16 protein-coding genes, 1 pseudogene and 2 riboswitches are annotated in these 18,451 nt (G+C 66.6%); of the genes and pseudogenes, 6 read left to right on the top strand and 11 right to left on the bottom strand.

Features of this window, described 5'->3' with window-relative positions; translation table 11 throughout:
• Nucleotide 1: 1 nt before the first annotated feature.
• Nucleotides 2–1,387 carry a glycine--tRNA ligase gene (locus AC1MDG_RS06805; RefSeq protein ID WP_011691191.1) on the bottom strand — a complete coding sequence of 462 codons (1,386 nt, stop codon included), beginning with the start codon at nucleotides 1,385–1,387 and terminating at the stop codon, nucleotides 2–4.
• 124 nt (nucleotides 1,388–1,511) lie between these two features.
• The gene (locus tag AC1MDG_RS06800; RefSeq protein ID WP_479808310.1) at nucleotides 1,512–2,504 is read right to left on the bottom strand and encodes a DMT family transporter; all 993 of its coding nucleotides are present in this window, start codon (nucleotides 2,502–2,504) and stop codon (nucleotides 1,512–1,514) included.
• Between the two features lie 33 nt (nucleotides 2,505–2,537).
• On the opposite strand from AC1MDG_RS06800, the gene AC1MDG_RS06795 reads away from it, so the two are divergent.
• Complete coding sequence (locus AC1MDG_RS06795; protein ID WP_309977741.1) at nucleotides 2,538–2,774, top strand: RNA-binding S4 domain-containing protein; 237 nt, start codon at nucleotides 2,538–2,540, stop codon at nucleotides 2,772–2,774.
• A gap of 42 nt (nucleotides 2,775–2,816) precedes the next feature.
• Here AC1MDG_RS06795 and AC1MDG_RS06790 read toward each other — a convergent pair whose 3' ends face one another.
• Nucleotides 2,817–3,467: an alpha/beta hydrolase gene (locus tag AC1MDG_RS06790; RefSeq protein ID WP_479808307.1), complete on the bottom strand. Its 651-nt coding sequence runs from the start codon at nucleotides 3,465–3,467 to the stop codon at nucleotides 2,817–2,819.
• Nucleotides 3,468–3,615: 148 nt separating this feature from the next.
• Here AC1MDG_RS06790 and AC1MDG_RS06785 point away from each other — a divergent pair, with 148 nt between their 5' ends.
• From AC1MDG_RS06785 to AC1MDG_RS06775, 3 genes are all read left to right on the top strand, one after another.
• A complete protein-coding gene (locus tag AC1MDG_RS06785) occupies nucleotides 3,616–4,407 on the top strand; it encodes an SGNH/GDSL hydrolase family protein (protein WP_235347304.1) in 792 nt (263 codons plus the stop codon).
• A gap of 6 nt (nucleotides 4,408–4,413) precedes the next feature.
• A complete protein-coding gene (locus AC1MDG_RS06780; RefSeq protein ID WP_479808306.1) occupies nucleotides 4,414–5,562 on the top strand; it encodes a winged helix DNA-binding domain-containing protein in 1,149 nt (382 codons plus the stop codon).
• 123 nt (nucleotides 5,563–5,685) lie between these two features.
• Nucleotides 5,686–6,240: a hypothetical protein gene (locus AC1MDG_RS06775; RefSeq protein ID WP_479808304.1), complete on the top strand. Its 555-nt coding sequence runs from the start codon at nucleotides 5,686–5,688 to the stop codon at nucleotides 6,238–6,240.
• Between the two features lie 57 nt (nucleotides 6,241–6,297).
• Here AC1MDG_RS06775 and AC1MDG_RS06770 read toward each other — a convergent pair.
• The 3 genes and pseudogenes from AC1MDG_RS06770 to mmsB form a co-directional block, all read right to left on the bottom strand.
• A pseudogene (locus tag AC1MDG_RS06770) lies at nucleotides 6,298–7,639 on the bottom strand (HNH endonuclease).
• 24 nt (nucleotides 7,640–7,663) lie between these two features.
• A complete protein-coding gene (locus AC1MDG_RS06765) occupies nucleotides 7,664–9,148 on the bottom strand; it encodes a CoA-acylating methylmalonate-semialdehyde dehydrogenase (protein ID WP_043479974.1) in 1,485 nt (494 codons plus the stop codon).
• Between the two features lie 31 nt (nucleotides 9,149–9,179).
• Nucleotides 9,180–10,082: a 3-hydroxyisobutyrate dehydrogenase gene (gene mmsB, locus AC1MDG_RS06760; protein ID WP_479808302.1), complete on the bottom strand. Its 903-nt coding sequence runs from the start codon at nucleotides 10,080–10,082 to the stop codon at nucleotides 9,180–9,182.
• 173 nt (nucleotides 10,083–10,255) lie between these two features.
• Here mmsB and AC1MDG_RS06755 point away from each other — a divergent pair, with 173 nt between their 5' ends.
• On the top strand, nucleotides 10,256–11,155 hold the full coding sequence (locus tag AC1MDG_RS06755) for a LysR family transcriptional regulator (RefSeq protein WP_479808300.1): 900 nt from the start codon (nucleotides 10,256–10,258) through the stop codon (nucleotides 11,153–11,155).
• Between the two features lie 19 nt (nucleotides 11,156–11,174).
• Here AC1MDG_RS06755 and AC1MDG_RS06750 read toward each other — a convergent pair whose 3' ends face one another.
• The 4 genes from AC1MDG_RS06750 to AC1MDG_RS06735 form a co-directional block, all read right to left on the bottom strand.
• Entirely contained in the window at nucleotides 11,175–12,293 is a 1,119-nt protein-coding gene (locus tag AC1MDG_RS06750) for a zinc-dependent alcohol dehydrogenase family protein (RefSeq protein ID WP_479808298.1), read from the bottom strand.
• Between the two features lie 18 nt (nucleotides 12,294–12,311).
• Nucleotides 12,312–13,694 (bottom strand): MFS transporter, encoded by a 1,383-nt coding sequence (locus AC1MDG_RS06745; protein ID WP_479808296.1) that lies wholly within the window; start codon nucleotides 13,692–13,694, stop codon nucleotides 12,312–12,314.
• Between the two features lie 170 nt (nucleotides 13,695–13,864).
• Nucleotides 13,865–14,995: a homoserine O-acetyltransferase MetX gene (gene metX / locus AC1MDG_RS06740; RefSeq protein WP_479808294.1), complete on the bottom strand. Its 1,131-nt coding sequence runs from the start codon at nucleotides 14,993–14,995 to the stop codon at nucleotides 13,865–13,867.
• Between the two features lie 12 nt (nucleotides 14,996–15,007).
• A riboswitch (SAM riboswitch) is annotated at nucleotides 15,008–15,123 on the bottom strand.
• 89 nt (nucleotides 15,124–15,212) lie between these two features.
• Nucleotides 15,213–16,529, bottom strand: coding sequence for a bifunctional o-acetylhomoserine/o-acetylserine sulfhydrylase (locus AC1MDG_RS06735; protein ID WP_479808292.1), 1,317 nt, complete (start codon nucleotides 16,527–16,529; stop codon nucleotides 15,213–15,215).
• Between the two features lie 60 nt (nucleotides 16,530–16,589).
• Nucleotides 16,590–16,705, bottom strand: a riboswitch (SAM riboswitch).
• 160 nt (nucleotides 16,706–16,865) lie between these two features.
• Between AC1MDG_RS06735 and AC1MDG_RS06730 the strand changes: the two genes are divergently transcribed.
• Nucleotides 16,866–17,504 (top strand): VOC family protein, encoded by a 639-nt coding sequence (locus AC1MDG_RS06730; RefSeq protein WP_043479967.1) that lies wholly within the window; start codon nucleotides 16,866–16,868, stop codon nucleotides 17,502–17,504.
• 161 nt (nucleotides 17,505–17,665) lie between these two features.
• Here the strand turns inward: AC1MDG_RS06730 and AC1MDG_RS06725 are convergent, their stop codons facing one another.
• Nucleotides 17,666–18,433 carry a CPBP family intramembrane glutamic endopeptidase gene (locus AC1MDG_RS06725; protein WP_043479965.1) on the bottom strand — a complete coding sequence of 256 codons (768 nt, stop codon included), beginning with the start codon at nucleotides 18,431–18,433 and terminating at the stop codon, nucleotides 17,666–17,668.
• Nucleotides 18,434–18,451: the final 18 nt, after the last annotated feature.

Here is an 18,451-nt window from a genome sequence, read left to right as displayed (position 1 = left end):
CTCAGGCGCCGATCAGCCGTGCGGCCAGGTAGCCTTCCACCTTGTCCAGGGAGACGCGTTCCTGGCTCATGGTGTCGCGTTCGCGGATGGTCACGGCCTGGTCCTCGAGGGTGTCGAAGTCCACGGTGATGCAGAACGGGGTGCCGATCTCATCCTGGCGGCGGTAGCGGCGGCCGATGGCGCCCGCGTCGTCGAAGTCGATGTTCCAGTTCTTGCGCAGCTGGGCGCCCAGGGCCTTCGCCTTCGGGGACAGGTCCTCGTTTCGGCTCAGCGGCAGCACAGCGGCCTTGACGGGGGCCAGGCGCGGGTCCAGCTTCAGCACGGTACGGACGTCCACGCCGCCCTTCGCGTTGGGGGCCTCGTCCTCGGTGTATGCGTCGATGAGGAACGCCATGAAGGAACGGGTCAGGCCTGCGGCCGGTTCGATCACGTACGGGGTGTAGCGCTCGTTGGTGGCCTGGTTGAAGTAGCTCAGGTCGTGGCCGGAAGCCTTGGAGTGCGTGGTGAGGTCGAAGTCCGTGCGGTTGGCAATGCCTTCCAGCTCGCCCCACTCGGAGCCCTGGAAGCCGAAGCGGTATTCGATGTCCGTGGTGCCCTTGGAGTAGTGGCTCAGCTTCTCCAGCGGGTGCTCGAAGAAACGCAGGTTTTCGGCTTTGAGGCCCAGGCCGGTGTACCAGTCCATGCGTTCCTTCATCCAGTACTGGTGCCACTGCTCGTCCGTACCCGGCTCCACGAAGAATTCCATTTCCATCTGCTCGAATTCACGGGTGCGGAAGATGAAGTTTCCGGGCGTGATCTCGTTGCGGAAGGACTTGCCGATCTGGCCGATGCCGAACGGCGGCTTCTTCCGGGAGGTGGTGAGCACGTTGTTGAAGTTCACGAAGATGCCCTGTGCGGTTTCCGGGCGCAGGTAGTGCATGCCTTCCTCGTTGGCCACCGGGCCGAGGAAAGTCTTGAGCAGGCCGGAGAATTCCTGGGGCTCGGTCCATTCGCCGCGGGTGCCGCAGTTCGCGCAGGCGATGTCCTTCAGGCCGTTTTCGGCCGGACGGCCCTTCTTTTCCTCGTACTCTTCTTCGAGGTGGTCGGCCCGGTAGCGCTTGTGGCAGGAGAGGCACTCCACCAGGGGATCGGAGAAGACCTCCACATGGCCGGAGGCTTCCCATACCTGGCGGGGAAGGATGACGGAGGAGTCCAGGCCCACCACGTCCTCGCGGCCGCGGACCACGGACTGCCACCACTGGCGCTTGATGTTTTCCTTCAGCTCGGCGCCGAGGGGCCCGTAGTCCCAGGCAGAACGGGAGCCACCATAGATTTCACCGGCCTGGAAAACGAAGCCCCTCCTCTTGGAGAGGGAGATGACCTGATCGAGAACGGATTTTGCTGCCATGGGGAACTCCAATTTCTACAGGGCCGCTGGGTGCGGTCCGCGCGGTTTCTAGGCCCCTCTGCCTGGCTGGTGCCGGGCGGGGCGGTACGAAGGAAAGAATGTGCAGGAAGCTGCGTGTCCTAGCCTACCGGCCCGACTGCCGCTTGAGGGCGCCGCGCGGCCACGGAAGGGTGGCCAGGACTATCGCGCCGAGGGTCAGGACGGTGCCGAGGACGGTGGGCAGGGCCACCACAGTGCCGGGTGCGGGAAAGGCAAGGTCCAGGCCCAGCGAACCCAGCAACTGCCCCGCAATCATGCCCAGTCCGGTGACGAGTACGCCCAGGCTCCGGACCAGCAGTGCGCCCAGCCCGATGAATGCGCAGCCCACGGGACCGCCCAGGTAGTACCACCATTCCGGGGGCAGCCCATTGCCTGCCCCGGCCACAGCCAGCTTGATCAGCCACGCGAGCCAGAGCACTATGGCGCCCGAGATGAAATTCACCAGCGTGGCCGCGATCGGTGAGCCGTAATGCACCGTGGCGGTCCCGTTCATTGCCTGCTGGAAACTCATCAGGAACCCGGCAATGACCGGCAGGATTACCGGCAGCAGCAGCTGGGCCGGCTCCGCGCCGCCGCCGGGGCCCGAACCGCCGAACCGCGGGGACACCGCCCATGCAACGGCGGCGATGGTCAGTACGGTGCCCAGGACGCGGATGCCGGTAACTGACTTCTTGCCGGCGGGGCCGATGCCGAGCCGGTCCACGAGCAGCCCGCTCAGGGTCTGACCGGTGACTGTGGCCACGGTAAACAGCGCCACCCCGAGCAGTCCCACAGTGAAGGACTGGGCAAACACAAAGAACGCGCCGATGCCGCCGGCCATCACGTAGACGGGCGGAAAGCGGCGTTCCCGGAGCGCGGGCAGGATCTGTGCCAACCCGCGGCGTCCCCGCGGAAGGACCAGCGAGACCACGGTCATCACGATGAGTCCAGTGGTGAAACTCACCACGGCCGCGGCGATGCCGTCGTTCAACCGGGCGCCCAGCGCCCCGTTGATCCGGCCTTGGACGGGGATGGCGAGGCCGGCGGCTACAGCCAGCGGCAGTCCTGCAATGAGTGGGAGACGGGGTGCATGGGTCACTGGATTCACCTTACGTCAGGCATCATTGCTTGTATGAGCAACCCGGAAATCGAAGAGATCCCCATCCGCGACGACATGATCCGCCTGGGCCAGCTCCTGAAGCTGGCCAGCCTCGTGGAGGACGGCGTCGAGGCCGCGGAGCTGATCAGGAACGGGCTCGTCAAGGTCAACGGCGAAATCGACGACCGCCGCGGTCGGCAGCTGCACCACGGCGACACTGTCACCGTGAACGGCCGGACCGTGCGGATTCTCACACCCGCCGGTTCCTAGCCTTTCCGGCCCTGCCGTCCTCCGCGGCCGGCCAGGGCGGGACTACTTCTTCAGCACCTCGTGGGTGAGGAATTCGGAAACGTGCCCGATTTCCTGCTGGTTGATTCCGTGCCACATCCCTGCATAGAGGACCTTGGTCAGCTTCACGTGCTTGCGCACCCAGCCCATGGTGTATTCGATCTTGTCCTGGGTGATGACGGGGTCCTGCTGGTCGCGGCCCCAGAACACCGGGACGGTGCCGTCCAGTTCGTCGTCGCGGAAACTTGGATCCCCGCCGGCGTTCACCACAAAGCCGGAAAGCCCGACGACGGCGGCGAAGTCCGCGGGGCGCTGCCTCAGCAGGGTGGTGGCCATCGCCATTCCCATGGAGAACCCGAGCAGGGTGACGGACGGGTGGTCGCCCTTGACGCCGTCGAGCCATTCCAGAACAAAAGCGGCGGCGTCCTTGACCGCGTCAAGGGAGTAGTCGGCGGAGTCCGTCAGGGGGAACCAGGTGAACCCCGGGCCCATGGCGATGGGGGCGCGAACGGATGCCACCGCGAAATCGCCGGGCAACAGCTCGGCCAGGCTGAGCAGGTCCTGTTCGTTGGCACCATAGCCGTGCAGCAGAACCAGCAGGGGCTTGCCCGAGCGTTCTTCGTCGGGAGTGGACCACAGGACAACAGGGGCAGTGGAAACGTCGGCTTTAGTCATGGATCCATTCTTGCAGTTACCGCCCGGTAACAACCTACGGTGGCGTAGCTTTAGCCTCACGAGGCAGGATGGAAACGTGAGCGAAACTGAAGCCATTCCGAACCCGCAGGACACCGTTGATACCCACCCCTGGGGCCGTTATGTCGCCATGGGTGATTCCTTTACCGAGGGCATCGGCGACCCGGAAGCGGGAAGCCAGGGCGGGCACCGCGGCTGGGCTGACCGGGTGGCCGAAGAACTCAGCCGGGGGCACAGCGATTTCGCCTACGCCAACCTCGCCGTGAGGGGCCGGCTCCTGGGACAGATCGTTGACCAGCAGCTGGCGCCGTGCCTGGCCCTCAAGCCGGACCTGGTGACGCTTTCGGCAGGGGGTAACGACCTCATCCGGCCCGGCGGGGACCCTGACGCATTGGCCGAAAAGCTGGATTCCGTGGTGCACATCCTCAGCCTGGGCGGTGCCACCGTAGTGCTGTTCAACGGCCCGGACACCGGTTCGTCCGTCCTGGGCAGGGTCCGCAGCAAGATCGCGATCTACAACGAGAACCTCCGCACGGTGGCGGCGCGGCACGACGCCGTTATCGCCGACATGTGGTCGCTTCGCCAGCTCAGCGATCCGCAGATGTGGGACCAGGACCGCCTGCACTTCTCTCCCCTGGGCCATCACACCATCGCGGCCATGGTGCTCGATTCGCTCAACATCCAGCACACTCTGGAACCCCTCTCGCCCAAGCCCCTGCCCCAGCGCAGCTGGCGCGAGGCGCGGTCCGGGGACCTTGTGTGGGCGCGTGAATACTTTGTGCCCTGGGTTGTCCGGCGGCTTCGCCACCAGTCCTCCGGTGACGGCGTCACGGCCAAGCGGCCAACGCCCGGTCCGGTCTTTGGACCCGGGATGCCGCTGGGCTCGGGCGAGGCAGCGGGAATAGAGTCCGAACAGGGGTAGGGGCGCGTGCACGCCGACGACGTCGTCAGGCTGAGGCTTAGCCGGCAGCAGCTCCGCCCTCCCCGGGCGGGTTCCGCCGAAGCGGCGGTGAAGAACCTCCTGGCCATCCAGTCGCAGGAATTTTCCTACGCCCGCTGGTCGCTGGCGCAGCGCACTGCCGGAGCCTCCGCCGCCGACGTCGAACAAGCCGTGGCGGACGGCCGGATTCTCCGGACGCACATCCTGCGGCCCACCTGGCATTTTGTGCACCGCACCGACCTCCGCGGGCTGCTAATGCTGTCGGCGCCCCGGCTGCACCGGAAAAACGCGGGTATGTACCGCCAGGCCGGCATCGATGCCGGGGCGGCAGCCCGGAGCGCCCGGGTCCTCGCCGAGGCCGTGGCAGGCGGCGCCCACAAAACCCGGGAGCAGCTGGCCGCTGCACTGCAGCTCAGCGGCTTCGCGGACAGGGGCCTGGAACTCGCCTACCTGATCATGCACGCGGAGATCAGCGGGGTACTGACTAGCGGAACGCCCGTGCGCAGCGCCGGCGGCACGCTCAAACAGACCTATGCACTCTTCGAGGAACGCGTTCCGGTGATGCCCGGCGGCCCGGCCGACCGCCCCGCGGCCCTGGCGGAGCTGGTGAGGCGCTACTTCCTCAGCCGCGGACCGGCCACCGTGAAGGATTGTGCAGACTGGTCCGGGCTCACTGTCACGGACGTCCGGCTCGGGCTGGGCCTGACGCTGGAAGCTGATTCCGCTGAGCTGGGGACCACGGTGCTGGACGATATGGAGTTCCATTTCAGTTCCGCGGAACCCGGATCCGGTGGGCCGGCAGACGCCGCACCCGGACATGACGCGGAGAGCGGAGGACACCGGATTGACCTGATCCAGTGCTATGACGAATACGTCATGGGCTATTCACGGTCGCGGTATTTCCTGGGCGGCACCGCCCCGGCGCGTCCGGAGCGGGACACTCCGATGCATGTCGTACTGAAGGACGGCCAAATGATCGGCTCCTGGCACCATGACCTGGCCGGCGGACGCTGTGAGCTGGACATCCGCACCGGGCCCGAACCCGACGCCGCCGCTGAGCGGGACACCAGCCGTGCGATCGATGACGCCGTTGCCGCATACGGCGCCTTTCTGGGGATCCCCACGGTGCGGAAGTAGGCGCAGTGCGAATGTAGGCGCAGCGCGGAAGTAGGCGGAACGAAGCCGTCTGGCTGCCGCGGTCCCATGCCGGTTTTGAGCCGGGGGTTAAACTGAAGGGACACTTCTGAGAGGCCCTCCACCGTGAGCAACGTGTTCTTCTGGATCATCATCCTGTCGTTCCTGATTCCCTTCGCCATGCGCATGTACCGGAAGTCGGTCCGGGGCAGGAACCAAAACCAGGATTTCAACGGGCAGTATCCAGGCCAGTTTCCCGGTCAGTTCCCCGGGCAGCAGCCGGGCCGGCCGAACAACCAGCCGCGTGACGGCTACACCCAGCAGGACTACTTCGGCGGCGGCTTCCGGCAGCTCGGCGGCGGGCAGCAGCCCCCGCTCGACCAGCCCTACCCGAACCCCGGCTACCCGGCTCCCGGTCACCAGAATCCGGGCCACCACACTCCCGGCTATCCTGCCCCCGGCGGCACCGGACAGGTGCCCTACGAGGACAGCCCCGAGTATCCGGCCAACCAGTCACGCCAGCAGCCGCAGCAGCCATCCGCCCCGGTTACTCCCCCGCCGCCGTCGGCCCCTCAGGGTTTCCGCGCGCGGAAACTGGCGGAGCTTGACCAGCAGTACAGCAACGGCGAAATCGCCATGGAGGAATACATGGCCCGGCGAGACGAGATCATGAAGGGTTAGCCCACCCTTTCCCAATTCTGATCAGGTCGCCGGTTTCCTTCGCGTGTTTGGTGTCCTTCAGGCGGCCAGCGAGCCATCAAGACGGGCGCGTCTGAGAATCTTGGCGCGGTGAAGTAACTCGCGTCTGCGGCGACGGTCCATGGGCAGCGATGTCTCAGGCAGTGCTTTCCCGGGCAGTGGAGGCGCGGTGGATTGGTAGCTATGCCCGGTCGGAGTGTGGATTTGTAGCGTGTGCCGCGGTCCGGGCCGTGGTTCGGCATGCCAGCCGGGCGATTCTTTGATGTGGTTGCAGGATTCGCAGAGCCCGCTGCCGTTGCTAAGGCTCGTGGGGCCGCCGCGCTGCCATGCGACGATGTGGTCGTGGTGGCGGATCGGCGCATCACAGTGCGGCGTGCGGCACGTGTCATCGCGTGCCTGGATGAAACGGCGGAGTCCGGGCGGAAAGTGCCTTGCCCTCGAGTCCATCGCCACGAGATCCCCGCTGCCCGGGACGGTGTAGAGCCGACGGAGCCAAACGTTCAGGGGCCGGTCATGGCCTTGGCCCTGGACAGCGACCTCCCGGGCCCCACCCGGCAGGGACCACGCCGTATCCGGGCAGCCTCGCCGGTTCGCTGTCGCCCTGGAATAGGGTGCGGTCGGTCATGATGAGCTGGATTTCAATCCCCGCGATCCCGCCCGGCGTGCCCGTGATCCGCTCGACGAGATCATCAGCCATGATCTGTCCGCGGGAGCGGTCGTCTCCGGCCGAGCGCAGCGCGTCGGCCCGCCGCGTGAGTGCTGCGTGGACGGCCACGCCGGCGGTGACCGGGAGCAGGGCGGTCAGGTACGTCATGGTGTCCGGTGCCGGGCGAAGGCTCACGTGCCGGTCGGCCACGGCGTTGCGGGCACGGTTGACCACGGAGCGCGGGTCCCGACGGTAGGCCGCCGCCCGGGCTGCGGCGACGATGGTCCGGTCGCCGGCGCCGCTTAGGGTCCCGGCGTCTGCGGCGAGTTCTTCATCGACGGCGCACCGGTCCGCCGCGGACAAACAGGCGGTCTCTTTCACCAGCAGCGTGGCGCGCCACTCATTGAGTTGACCGGTGTGCAGGGCTGCCAGGGTGTGGGGCATCTCCGTCACCAGGGCTTTGGCCAGTCCCAGCAGCCGGCCGCCGCGGGCCGGTGATTCACGGCGGGCCAAGGCGATCTGGGCAGCGACACCGTTGCCCAGCTCATCCGCCGGAAGCCCGGCCTCAGCCTGGGCACAGCGCTGCTGGACGTCGAACGCCACCGAGGAGCGGGCCTGCATCGCGGCCGCGGCCGACTTCAAATCCTCCAGATCGCGCACCTGGTCTATCAGGGCGGCGCTGTCGCCGCAGGGGCGGATCGAGGCCAGAAGACCGATGAGGTCCCTGACCGTGATCCCGCGGCCTGCGTCGTCCGGCCCTCAGTCCACTTGCGGGAAGCCGAGGTCGATCACGGAAGTGGACGGGTCCGGCCAGCGGGTGGTCACCACTTTGCCGCGGGTGTAGAAGCGGATGCTGTCCGGGCCGTACATGTGGGTGTCGCCGAACAGCGAGTTCTTCCAGCCGCCGAACGAGAACGTCCCCACCGGAACCGGGATGGGCACGTTGACGCCCACCATGCCGGCCTCGACGTCGAACTCGAACTGGCGCGCCGCGCCGCCGTCGCGCGTGAAGATGGCCACGCCGTTGCCGAACTCGTTGTCGTTCACCAGCCTGACGGCGTCGCTGTAGCTTTCAGCGCGGACCACCGAAAGCACGGGGCCGAAGATTTCGTCGTCGTACACTTTCATGCCCGGCTTGACGTGGTCCACCAGGCTGACCCCGATGAAGAAGCCGTCCGAGTCGAAGGCCTGCTCGCGCCCGTCCACCACCACAGTGGCGCCCTCGTCCGCTGCCCCGGCCACGTAGGAAGCAACCCTGTCCCGGTGTTCCTTGGTGATGAGGGGGCCCATCTGCGAGGCCGGATCCGTACCGGGACCGATCTTGAGGTCCGCCATGCGGGTGGAAATGGCCTTCACCAGGTCGTCGGCAATGTTGCCCACCGCCACCAGGACGGACACCGCCATGCACCGTTCCCCCGCGGAGCCGTAGGCGGCTGACACGGCGGCGTCCGCGGCCATGTCCAGGTCTGCGTCCGGCAGGACCACCATGTGGTTCTTGGCACCGCCCAGCGCCTGGACCCGCTTGCCGTGGTCCGCAGCCCGCTTGTAGATGGACTGCGCGATCGGCGTGGACCCCACGAAGCTGACAGCCTTGACGCCGGGGTGTTCCAGCAGGACGTCCACGGCCTCCTTGTCACCGTGGACCACGTTAAGGACGCCCGGCGGCAGGCCTGCCTCGGCGAAGACCTGGGCGATGAAAACGGCCGACGACGGGTCCTTCTCGCTTGGCTTGAGGAGGACGGTGTTGCCGCAGGCCAGCGCGCTGCCGATCATCCACAGCGGGACCATGGCGGGGAAGTTGAACGGGGTGATGCAGGCGACCACGCCCACCGGCTGGCGCACTGAGTGCACGTCCACGCCGCTGGACACCTGCTCCGAACGTTCGCCCTTGAGCATGTGGGAGAGGCCCGTGGCGAACTCTATGTTTTCAAGGCCGCGGGAGATCTCGCCCTCGGCGTCGGAGAGCACCTTGCCGTGCTCGCTGGTGAGAATGGCCGCCAGCTCGGACTTCCGTTGCGTCAGCAGTTCCCGGACGCGGAAGAAGATATTGGTGCGCTTGGCCAGGCTGGTGGCCCGCCAGCCGGGCAGGGCGGCCTGGGCGGCCGCGATGGCTTCTTCCACCCGGGATGCTGAGGCCAGTGCTACCTCTTTGTCCTGCGCGCCGGTGGCGGGGTTGAAGACGGGGCCGAAACGGTCGGCGTCGCTGACCAGGGCGCCGTTGATGAAGTGCGGAATGCGTTCCATGGGAAATTCCTATTCGTGAAGCAGGCTGCGGTTAGTTGGAGGTCTCGAGCGAGCCGTCGACGAGTTTGATGATCATGGAGCAGTCCTTGCCGGACTGCCCGGAGTCGATGAGGCGCTGGAAGAGCGTCTGCACGTGCTCGCCGATTTCCAGCGGGGTGCCGATGTCGCGGGCGGCACTGATGGCCAGGCCGATGTCCTTGTTCGCGAGCTCGGTGGTGAAGGTCGGGGCGAAGTCGTTGTTGGAGGCCGCGGTGGGGACCACACCGGCTACCGGGTACCAGGTGCGCAGCGCCCAGCTGTCACCCGAGGACACCGAGGCGATATCCCAGAAGACCTGCTTGTCCAGGCCCAGCCGCTCGGCGAGCACCGCACCTTCGGCCGTGGAGGCAAGGTTGATGAAGAGCATCAGGTTGTTGCAGATCTTCGCCGCCTGCCCCGTGGTGGCGCCGCCGGTGGGAATGATGTTGGAGGCCATCGGACGGATGTATTCCGTGGCCTCGGCCACCGCATCCGCCTGGCCGCCGATCATGAATGTCAAGGTCCCCGCCTTCGCCCCGCTCATGCCGCCCGAGACGGGGGCGTCCACGAAACGGAAGCCGGCGGCAGCGGCGGCGTCGTGCAGTGCCTGGGCGGAGGCGATGTCGATGGTGGAGGAATCCACCAGCAGCGTACGCGTGTCCGCATGGGCCAGGACGCCGTCCTCCCCCAGGTACACGGCCCGGGCGTGTTCGCCCTTCGGCAGCATGGTGAACACGACGTCGGCACCGTTCACCGCCGCGGCGATGCTGCCCACGGGCTTCACGCCGCCGGCTTCCGCGGCTGCGACCGCCTCGGGGTTAAGGTCGAATCCGCGGACGTCATGACCGGCCTTCGCCAGGTTTGATGACATGGACCCACCCATGTTTCCGAGACCGATCCAAGCGACTACTGCCATGGCTAAAGCTCCTTTGCTTCGAGTACCAGCCGGTATTGCTGGAGGTTCCGTGTCCACCATCACACCCTGTTAGAGTGCAATCAAGGGGAAAAATTACAGAGAGCATGTGCATTGATGCACATCCTTGGGAAACGCGCACTGCGAACCAGACAGATGGACGTGAATAAGTGGATGTGAACCGGTTGCCGAGCCCTGATGACCTGCTGATCCTGTTGACCGTGGCCAGGCTGGGCCGGTTCAATGCCGTGGCAGAGACGCTGGGCACCACTCACACCACCATTTCCCGCCGGATCCTGGCATTGGACAAGCAGCTGGGCGGCCGGACACTGGAGCGCAGCCCGCACGGCTGGGAACTGACCGAACTGGGCAACCGGGCCGTTGCCGCAGCGGAGGCGATCGAGGCGACGCTCGGGTCCCTTGCCGGCACCATCGGCGACGGCGAACACTCACTGTCCGGCATGGTCCGGATCAGCACGTCCGACGGGTTCGGGGCGGAATTCGTCGCCCCGGCACTGGTGCGACTGCAGCAGGAGAACCCGTTGCTGGGCATCGAGATGCTCAGCGCCACGCGAAAGGTCAGCCAGAACCGTTCCGGCGTGGACCTGGAGGTGGTGGTGGGCCGGATGGAGGTCACCAACGTGCAGCCCATCTTCCTCACGAACTACTTCCTGCGGCTCTATGCCAGCCCGGGCTATGTCCGGTCCCGCGGGCTGCCCGCGGCCCTGGATGACGTCCGCGAGCACGGCTTTGTCTCCTACGTGGAGTCGGCTTTGCAGGTGGCGGAACTGGGCCACCGGTCCTCGCAGCTGCCCGCGCCAAAATCCAGCTTCCAGGCCACCAGCGTCTTCGCCCAGGTGGAGGCGGTCAGGCACGGCGCGGGCATCGGCCTGCTGCCGAACTTCATGGTGGCGGACAAGCCGGACTTCGTTCCCGTGCTGCCTGAGCTGTTCCAGCGCCAGCTCCCCATCTGGGCGGTGGCGCGTCCCGAGTCACTGCGTTCGGCGTCCGTCCGGGCCGTGGTGGAGGCGCTCAAGGCGGAAGTGTCAGGCCGCCGGGACATCCTGGCGGCCTGACACGACGCCGGCCCTGACACTAGGCCCGGAACAGCCGGCGGACCACCTGTCCGGCGGCCAGGGCGTCAAGGCCTTCGTTGATCTCCCCGAGGGGCCTGGTGTCCGTGTGCAGCAGTTCCACCGGAAGCCGCCCGGCGCGCCAGTGGTCAAGATACAGCGGAATGTCCCGCTCCGGGACGGCATCCCCCATGTAGGAGCCCAGGAGCCGCTTCCCTGCTCCGGCGAACTGCAGGGCTCCTACGGTCAGTTCCGCTGAGGGTTTCGGCAGCCCGACGGAGACGACGGCGCCGCCGCGCGTGACGAGGTCAAGGCACGAGGCGATCACCCCGGCGGAACCCACGGCCTCGACGGCGACGTCCACGCCGTCACCGGTCGCCTCGGCAACCAGCCGGACTGCGTCGTTGGGAGTTCCCACTGCCGTGGCCCCGCAATCCCGGGCGAGCTGGTGCTTGCCCTCATTGGGGTCGATGGCAATGACGGCGGCGGCGCCGGCCAGGGATGCCGCCATCACGGAGGAGAGCCCGACTGCGCCGAGGCCGAAGACTGCCACCGACTGCCCGGCGGTGACCGCCGCCGTGTTCAGCACGGCGCCCATTCCGGTGAGCACAGCGCAGCCGAACATGGCAGCGACGGTGTCCGGGACGTCGTCGTCGATCACCACTACTGATTCGCGCGCCACCACGGCGTAGTCCGCAAAGGCCGACACCCCGAGGTGGTGGTTGATCCGTTCCCCCGACGGCGTCCGCAGCAGCGCCTCTCCGTGCAGCAGGTCGCCGGAGCCGTTGACCTCGGCGGCGCGGTGGCACAGGGCCGGGCGCCCGGAGCGGCACGCGCGGCAGTCGCCGCAGCTGGGGACGAAGACGAGCACAACATGGTCGCCCGCCGAGACGTCGCTGATGCCCTCTCCCACTGCCACCACCCGGCCGACGGCCTCATGCCCGAGTGCCATGGGGAGCGGCCGGACCCGGGAGCCGTCCACCACCGACAAATCCGAGTGGCACAGGCTGGAGTACGTGATGGCCACCCCCAGCTCGCCGGCGCGGGGTTCAGGCCGGTCAAGTTCCTGCACCACGAGCGGGCGTGCTTCGGTATAGCTGGTTCCGGCGGGGACGGTGGCGTAGAGGACTGCAGCTCGCATGGGCACTGGTTCCTGCCGTTACTTCTTGCTGGCGGCAAGGAGGTCTGCGGTGCCTTGGGCATCGGCGGCGTCGACGTCGTGCAGTGAGATCCCGCGGGTTTCCTTGAGGAAGTACACCGCCACCATGGTGACCAGGCACGCACCGAGCAGGTACACGGCCACCGGAGTGGAGGACTTGAACTGGCTCAGCAGCGCGGTGGCAATGATCGGGGCCATCGAACCGGCCACGATCGAGGTGACCTGGTAGCCCAGGGAAACGCCGGAGTAGCGCATCCGGGTGGGGAACATCTCGGCCATGATGGCCGGCTGGCCGGCGTACATCAGCGCGTGGAAGAGCAGGCCGATGGTGATGGCGGCGAGAATGACCAGATCGTTCTTGGTGTCCATCATCGGGAAGGCGAAGAAGCCCCAGGTACCGCCCAGGATTGCACCGGCCATGTAGACGGGCTTGCGGCCGAAGGCGTCGGAGAGCTTGCCGACCATCGGCACCACGGCGAAGTGGACGAGGTGAGCCACGAGCAGCAGCAGGAGGATCCGGGAGGTGTCCGTCTGGACCACCACCTTCAGGTACGTGATGGAGAAGGTGACCACGAGGTAGTAAAGGATGTTCTCCGCGAAGCGCAGGCCCATGGCGGTGAAGACGCCGCGCGGGTAGCGGCGGAACACTTCGGCGACGCCGTAGCCCTTCTTTTCGACGGTGACTTCCTTCTGCGCTTCCAGGAAGATGGGGGCGTCGGTGACCTTGGTCCGGATGTAGTAGCCAACCAGCACGATCACAGCGGAGAGCCAGAAGGCCACGCGCCAGCCCCAGCCGAGGAAGTCGGCGGAGGACAGTGTGGAGGACAACGTGAAGAGCACTGCGGTGGCGAGCAGGTTGCCCAGGGGCACAGCGGACTGCGGCCAGCTGGCCCAGAAGCCGCGGGACTTGCTCGGGCTGTGCTCGGCAACGAGCAGGACGGCACCGCCCCATTCACCGCCGACGGCGAAGCCCTGGGCGAAGCGCAGGAAGACCAGCAGGGCCGGAGCCCAGTAGCCGATCTGCTGGAAGGTCGGCAGGCAGCCCATCAGGAACGTGGAGACGCCCACCAGGATGATGCTGAGCTGGAGCAGCTGCTTCCTGCCGAATTTGTCGCCGAAGTGGCCGAAGACGATGCCGCCGATGGGTCGGGCGACGAAGCCCACCGCGTAGGTGAGGAAGGCGGCTATGATGCCATCCAGCTCCGTGCCGGAATTGGGGAAGAATGTCTTGCCAAAAACCAGGGTGGCCGCTGAAGCGTAGAGGAAGAACTCATACCACTCAACGACGGTGCCGGCCATTGAGGCCGTTACCACCTTCTTTAGCCCTGAGGCCTTGACGTCAGTCTCATCTGCGCGCCTTGCGGCGGAGTTTTGTGTGCTCATTGTGAACTCCTTCGGCGTCTCCGTCGACACCATGTGGACCATTCCGTAGCGGCCGCGTGTGATGTGCACCACCAACGCGCCGGTCCCCTAGAGTATGGACTCACATTGCCGCAGGCTCAACGCCATTTTCTGCAGAACCGCTCTGCATAAATGCACATTGAGCCCGCGGGCTAGGCGAAGAAGTTCTGCCTCAGCTGAGCGTTAAGCTGGCCGATTTCGGTCAGGAATCCGTCGTGGCCGATGGGCGCTTCAATGACGTGCACCGGCACGTCGCCCGGGAGTGCAGCCGCGAGTTCGCGGGACTGCGCCGGAAAATACAGCCGGTCGGTATTGACGGCGGCGATGAAGAACTCAGCCTTGGCACGCGCCAGCGCCTCCTTGAGCGGGCCGCGCCCCCGGCCCACGTCGTGGCTCATGAGCGCTTCGGTGATGGCGATGTAGCTGTTGGCGTCGAAGCGGCGGACCAGCTTGGTGCCCTGGTGATCGAGGTAGCTCTCGACCTGGTAGCGGCCGCGCTCCCCCAGCGACACTGCCTGGAGCGGCGCTTCGCCACCCTGGGCGCTCCGGCCGAACCGGGCTTCGAGCTCGTCGGCGGAGCGGTACGTGATGTGCGCAATCCTGCGTGCCAGGGCCAGGCCTGCTTCAGGTTCCGGGCCGCCGTAGTAGTCGCCGTCGTTGAAGTTGATGTCCTGGCGGATGGCGAGGGTCTGCGCCTGGGCAAAGGCGATCTGCTCGGCAGTACTGCTGGCGCCGATGGAGATCACGGCACAGCGCCGGACGCGGTCCGGGTAGCCCACGGCCCATTCGAGCGCGCGGGCTCCGCCCAGTGATCCTCCCAGGACGGCGTACCAGCTGTCGATGCCCAGGGCATCTGCCAGCCGGGCCTCGGCCGCCGTTGTGTCGCGCAGGGTCACCAGGGGGAAGCGCGAGCCCCACGGCTTGCCGTCCGGAGCGGGAGTGGAGGGCCCGGTGGAGCCGTAGCAACCGCCCAGGATATTGATGGACACCACGAAGTACTTGTCCGTATCAACCGGGGCTCCGGGGCCGGCAAGCTGCTCCCACCAGCCCTCCTCATCGCTTGCTCCCCTGGTGACGTGCGTGCTGCCGGTCAGGGCATGCTGCACCAACACGGCGTTGGAGCGGTCGGCGTTGAGTGTTCCCCACGTTTCGTAGGCGAGCGTGACGTCCGGCAGGCGGCCGCCGGCCTCCAGGTCGAGTCCGCCTATGTCCAGGAACCTGACGGTTCCATCGGGGACACTGGTTGTTTCGGGTACACCACTGCGGGTGACGGCAATCGTCATCTGAGGACCTCTTCTTCGCGCTTGCCCGCCGCCAACTGGCCGGCAGGCCAGGTCTTCACCCGGGGCACCCCGCCGCGTAAGGAGGGTTGCCGGCCAGCAAGCCGGGGCTGTCGCTGGCACTCATGACCTGTAAAGAGTGTACGAAATGCGTCCCCGCAATGGCGAAGAATGTGACAGCAATGTGACCCCCGGCGTCGGGCGCCGGGGGTCACAGTGTTCAGTCGCCCTTGGCTGCGCGGAAACCGGCGTCGAGGTCGGCGATAATGTCATCGATGTGCTCGAGCCCCACCGAGAGGCGGACCAGGCCCGGTGTCACCCCCGCCACCGCCTGCTGTTCCGCAGTCAACTGGCTGTGCGTGGTCGACGCCGGATGGATGACCAGCGAGCGCACGTCACCGATGTTTGCCACGTGGGAGTGCAGTTCCAGCGCGTCCACGAACCGCTTGCCGGCCTCCGCCCCGCCGGCGATGTTGAAGGACACGATCGCGCCGGTGCCCTTGGGCCCGTACTTGCGGCCGCGCTCGTACCAGGGGCTGGACGGCAGGCCCGCATAGGCCACGGATTCGACGTCGGCCCTCGCCTCCAGCCACTCTGCAACACTCACCGCATTGGCCACGTGGCGCTCAACGCGCAGGCTCAGCGTTTCCAGGCCCTGGGCGATAAGGAAGGCGTTGAACGGGGAAACCGCTGAGCCCAGGTCACGCAGGAGCTGGACGCGGGCCTTGAGGATGTAGGAAAGATTCGCGCCCAGGGCGCCCCCGGCGCCGAGGTCCCGCGCGTAGACAAGCCCGTTGTAGGTGGGGTCCGGGGTGTTGAACCCCGGGAACTTGTCCGGATCCTTGCCGAAATCAAAGTTGCCCGAGTCCACGATCACACCGGCGATGGCGCTGCCGTGCCCGCCAAGGTACTTCGTTGCCGAGTGGACCACGATGTCGGCGCCCCATTCCAGGGGCCGGATGAGATAGGGGGTGGACAGCGTGTTGTCCACGATCAGCGGGACGCCTGCCTCGTGGGCGGCGCGGGAGACGCCCTCGATGTCCAGGACGTCCTGGCGGGGGTTGGACACCACTTCGGCGAAGAAGAGCTTGGTGTTCGGCCGGACGGCGTCCTTCCACTGCTGGAGGTTGTCCGGGTCCTCCACGAACGTCACGGAGATGCCGAACTTCTTCAGGGTGTGGGCCAGCAGGTTGTAGGTGCCGCCGTAGAGGCTGGGGCTGGCCACCACATGGTCGCCGGCCTCGGCGACGTTGAGGATGGCGAATGTCTCCGCAGCCTGTCCCGAGCTGAGCAGCAGCGCTGCCAGTCCACCCTCAAGGCTGGCCACGCGCTGCTCCACCGCATCCTGGGTGGGGTTGCCGATACGCGTGTAGATGGGCGCCAGTTCGGCCAGCGCGAAACGGTTCGCGGCGCTTTCGGCGCTGGGGAAGACGAACGACGTCGTCTGGTAGATGGGCAGGGCCCTGGCGCCGGTGGCGCTGTCCGGCTCCTGGCCGGCGTGGATCTGGCGGGTTTCGAATGACCATGCATTGGACATCGGGGGGCTCCTTCCAAGGAGGGCACCATGGCCGGGCGTACGGTATGCCGGGACGGTCTGGTGCCGCGCTTGCCGCCCGGCGGTTGCCGGAGGGCCAGGTCTTCACCCGGGGCACCCCACCGCGGAACGAGGGTTGCCGGCCAGCAAGCCGGGGCTCGATGCTGGCGCTCATGACCTGAACCCAGTGTAGAAAGGGCGGATTGTGTGTGAACAGGTTTGTGACGAAGGACGTCGGCCGCGTGATTTCACGGACCTCAGGCCGGTCCGGAACAACATCCCACCCCGGTAAGGGTACCCTTAGCTGAGAGCTCCATCACAAAGTGCCAAGATGAGGGCATGCGCATGGATCACGTCTCTTACGCCTGTGAACAGGATGGCCTGGCTGCCACCACCGACCGTATTGCATCTGCCCTCGGCGTCGAAGCCGTCAAGGGCGGGGTACACCCCCGTTTTGGCACCCGCAACATGATTATCCCGCTTGCCGGGCACAAGTACCTGGAGGTCGTGGAGGTCCTGGACCACCCGGCATCCGACAAGGCTCCGTTCGGGCAGGCTGTCCGGGCCCGCTCCGCAGCGGGCGGCGGCTGGATGGGCTGGTGCGTCGAAGTGGACGACCTGGCACCGTTCGAAGAACGCCTCGGCCGCTCGGCTGTTAACGGCAACCGCAAGTTCCCCGACGGCCGCGAACTCGTCTGGAAGCAGATTGGCATCCTTGGCCTCATTGCGGATCCGCAGGTGCCGTACATGCTCAAGTGGGAGGGCGACCCGGAGCTTCACCCGTCCAACGCCTACCCAAGCAACGTTAAGATGTCCAGCCTCACCATCGCCGGCTCGGCCGAGCGTGTCACGGAATGGCTCGGCCAACCCGTCGAAAAGCCGCTCGAAGATGTGGCCGTTGAATGGGTTGCTCCGAAGGGAACGCCGGGAATCCTCTCCGTCACGTTCGAAACCGCCTCCGGGGCAGTAACCATCTAACCCCCTTCCACCGTGTGGACCGCAGGGACCACGGGCAGCGCGCTGCCGTGACAAACTTCGGCCGCTATCAGCGGGTGCCAATGACGCCACCCACCGATAGCGGCCGAATCCTTTTAAGCGGCTGGCCTGAGGCGTCACTCAGGCGTCCCTGAGCAGTACAGCTAGCCCAGCCCGATGGCCTTGCCGAAGAGGCTGAACCCGACGAACGCCACGATGTCCAACAGCGCGTGGGCAATCACCAGCGGCATGACCCGGCGGGTCTTCGTGTAGATCCAGGCGAAGACAACGCCCATGACTGCGTTGCCGATGAACGGACCGAAGCCCTGGTAGAGGTGGTAGCTGCCCCGGAGCATGGAGCTGGCGAAGATGGCCAGCGGCATGCCCCAGCCGAACTTGCCGAGACGGTCCAGCAGGTACCCCACCACAATGACTTCCTCCACGATCCCGTGCCGGATTGCGGACAGGATCAGCACGGGAATCGTCCACCAGTAGGCATCCAGCGCGCTGGGGATGATGGCCGTAGTGATGCCCAGGGCCCGGCCGGCTGCGTACAGCCCCAGCGAGGGGATGCCGATCAGCGCTGCAAGGCCCAGCCCCTGCAGCAGGTCCCTCCCCGGGCGGGCGAAGTTGAAGCCGAGTTGGCGGAAGGCCGAGGCCCCGGACTGCCCCGCCGCCCGGTGCTCGGTGAGGAAGTAGATGACCAGCGCCACCGGCACCAGCGCGAAAAAAATGTCCAGCAACTGATACGTCAGGTCGAAGTATTCGCGGCTGCTCTGCGACCGGTTGAGGGTGGAGGTCCCTTCGGCCAAGGGGGCACGCGTCAGCTTGTCCAGCAGCTGCACCACCGAATACACGGCGGACTGCCCCAGCGACAGACCCAGGACAATCCAGACTTCTATCCGCAGACGACGGCGGGAGGGAACCAGCATGTTCCTATCTTGCCTTCC

The sequence above is a fragment of the Arthrobacter sp. AIWTK1 genome (assembly GCF_056680535.1).
This window is presented reverse-complemented; position numbering and strand designations above follow the sequence as displayed.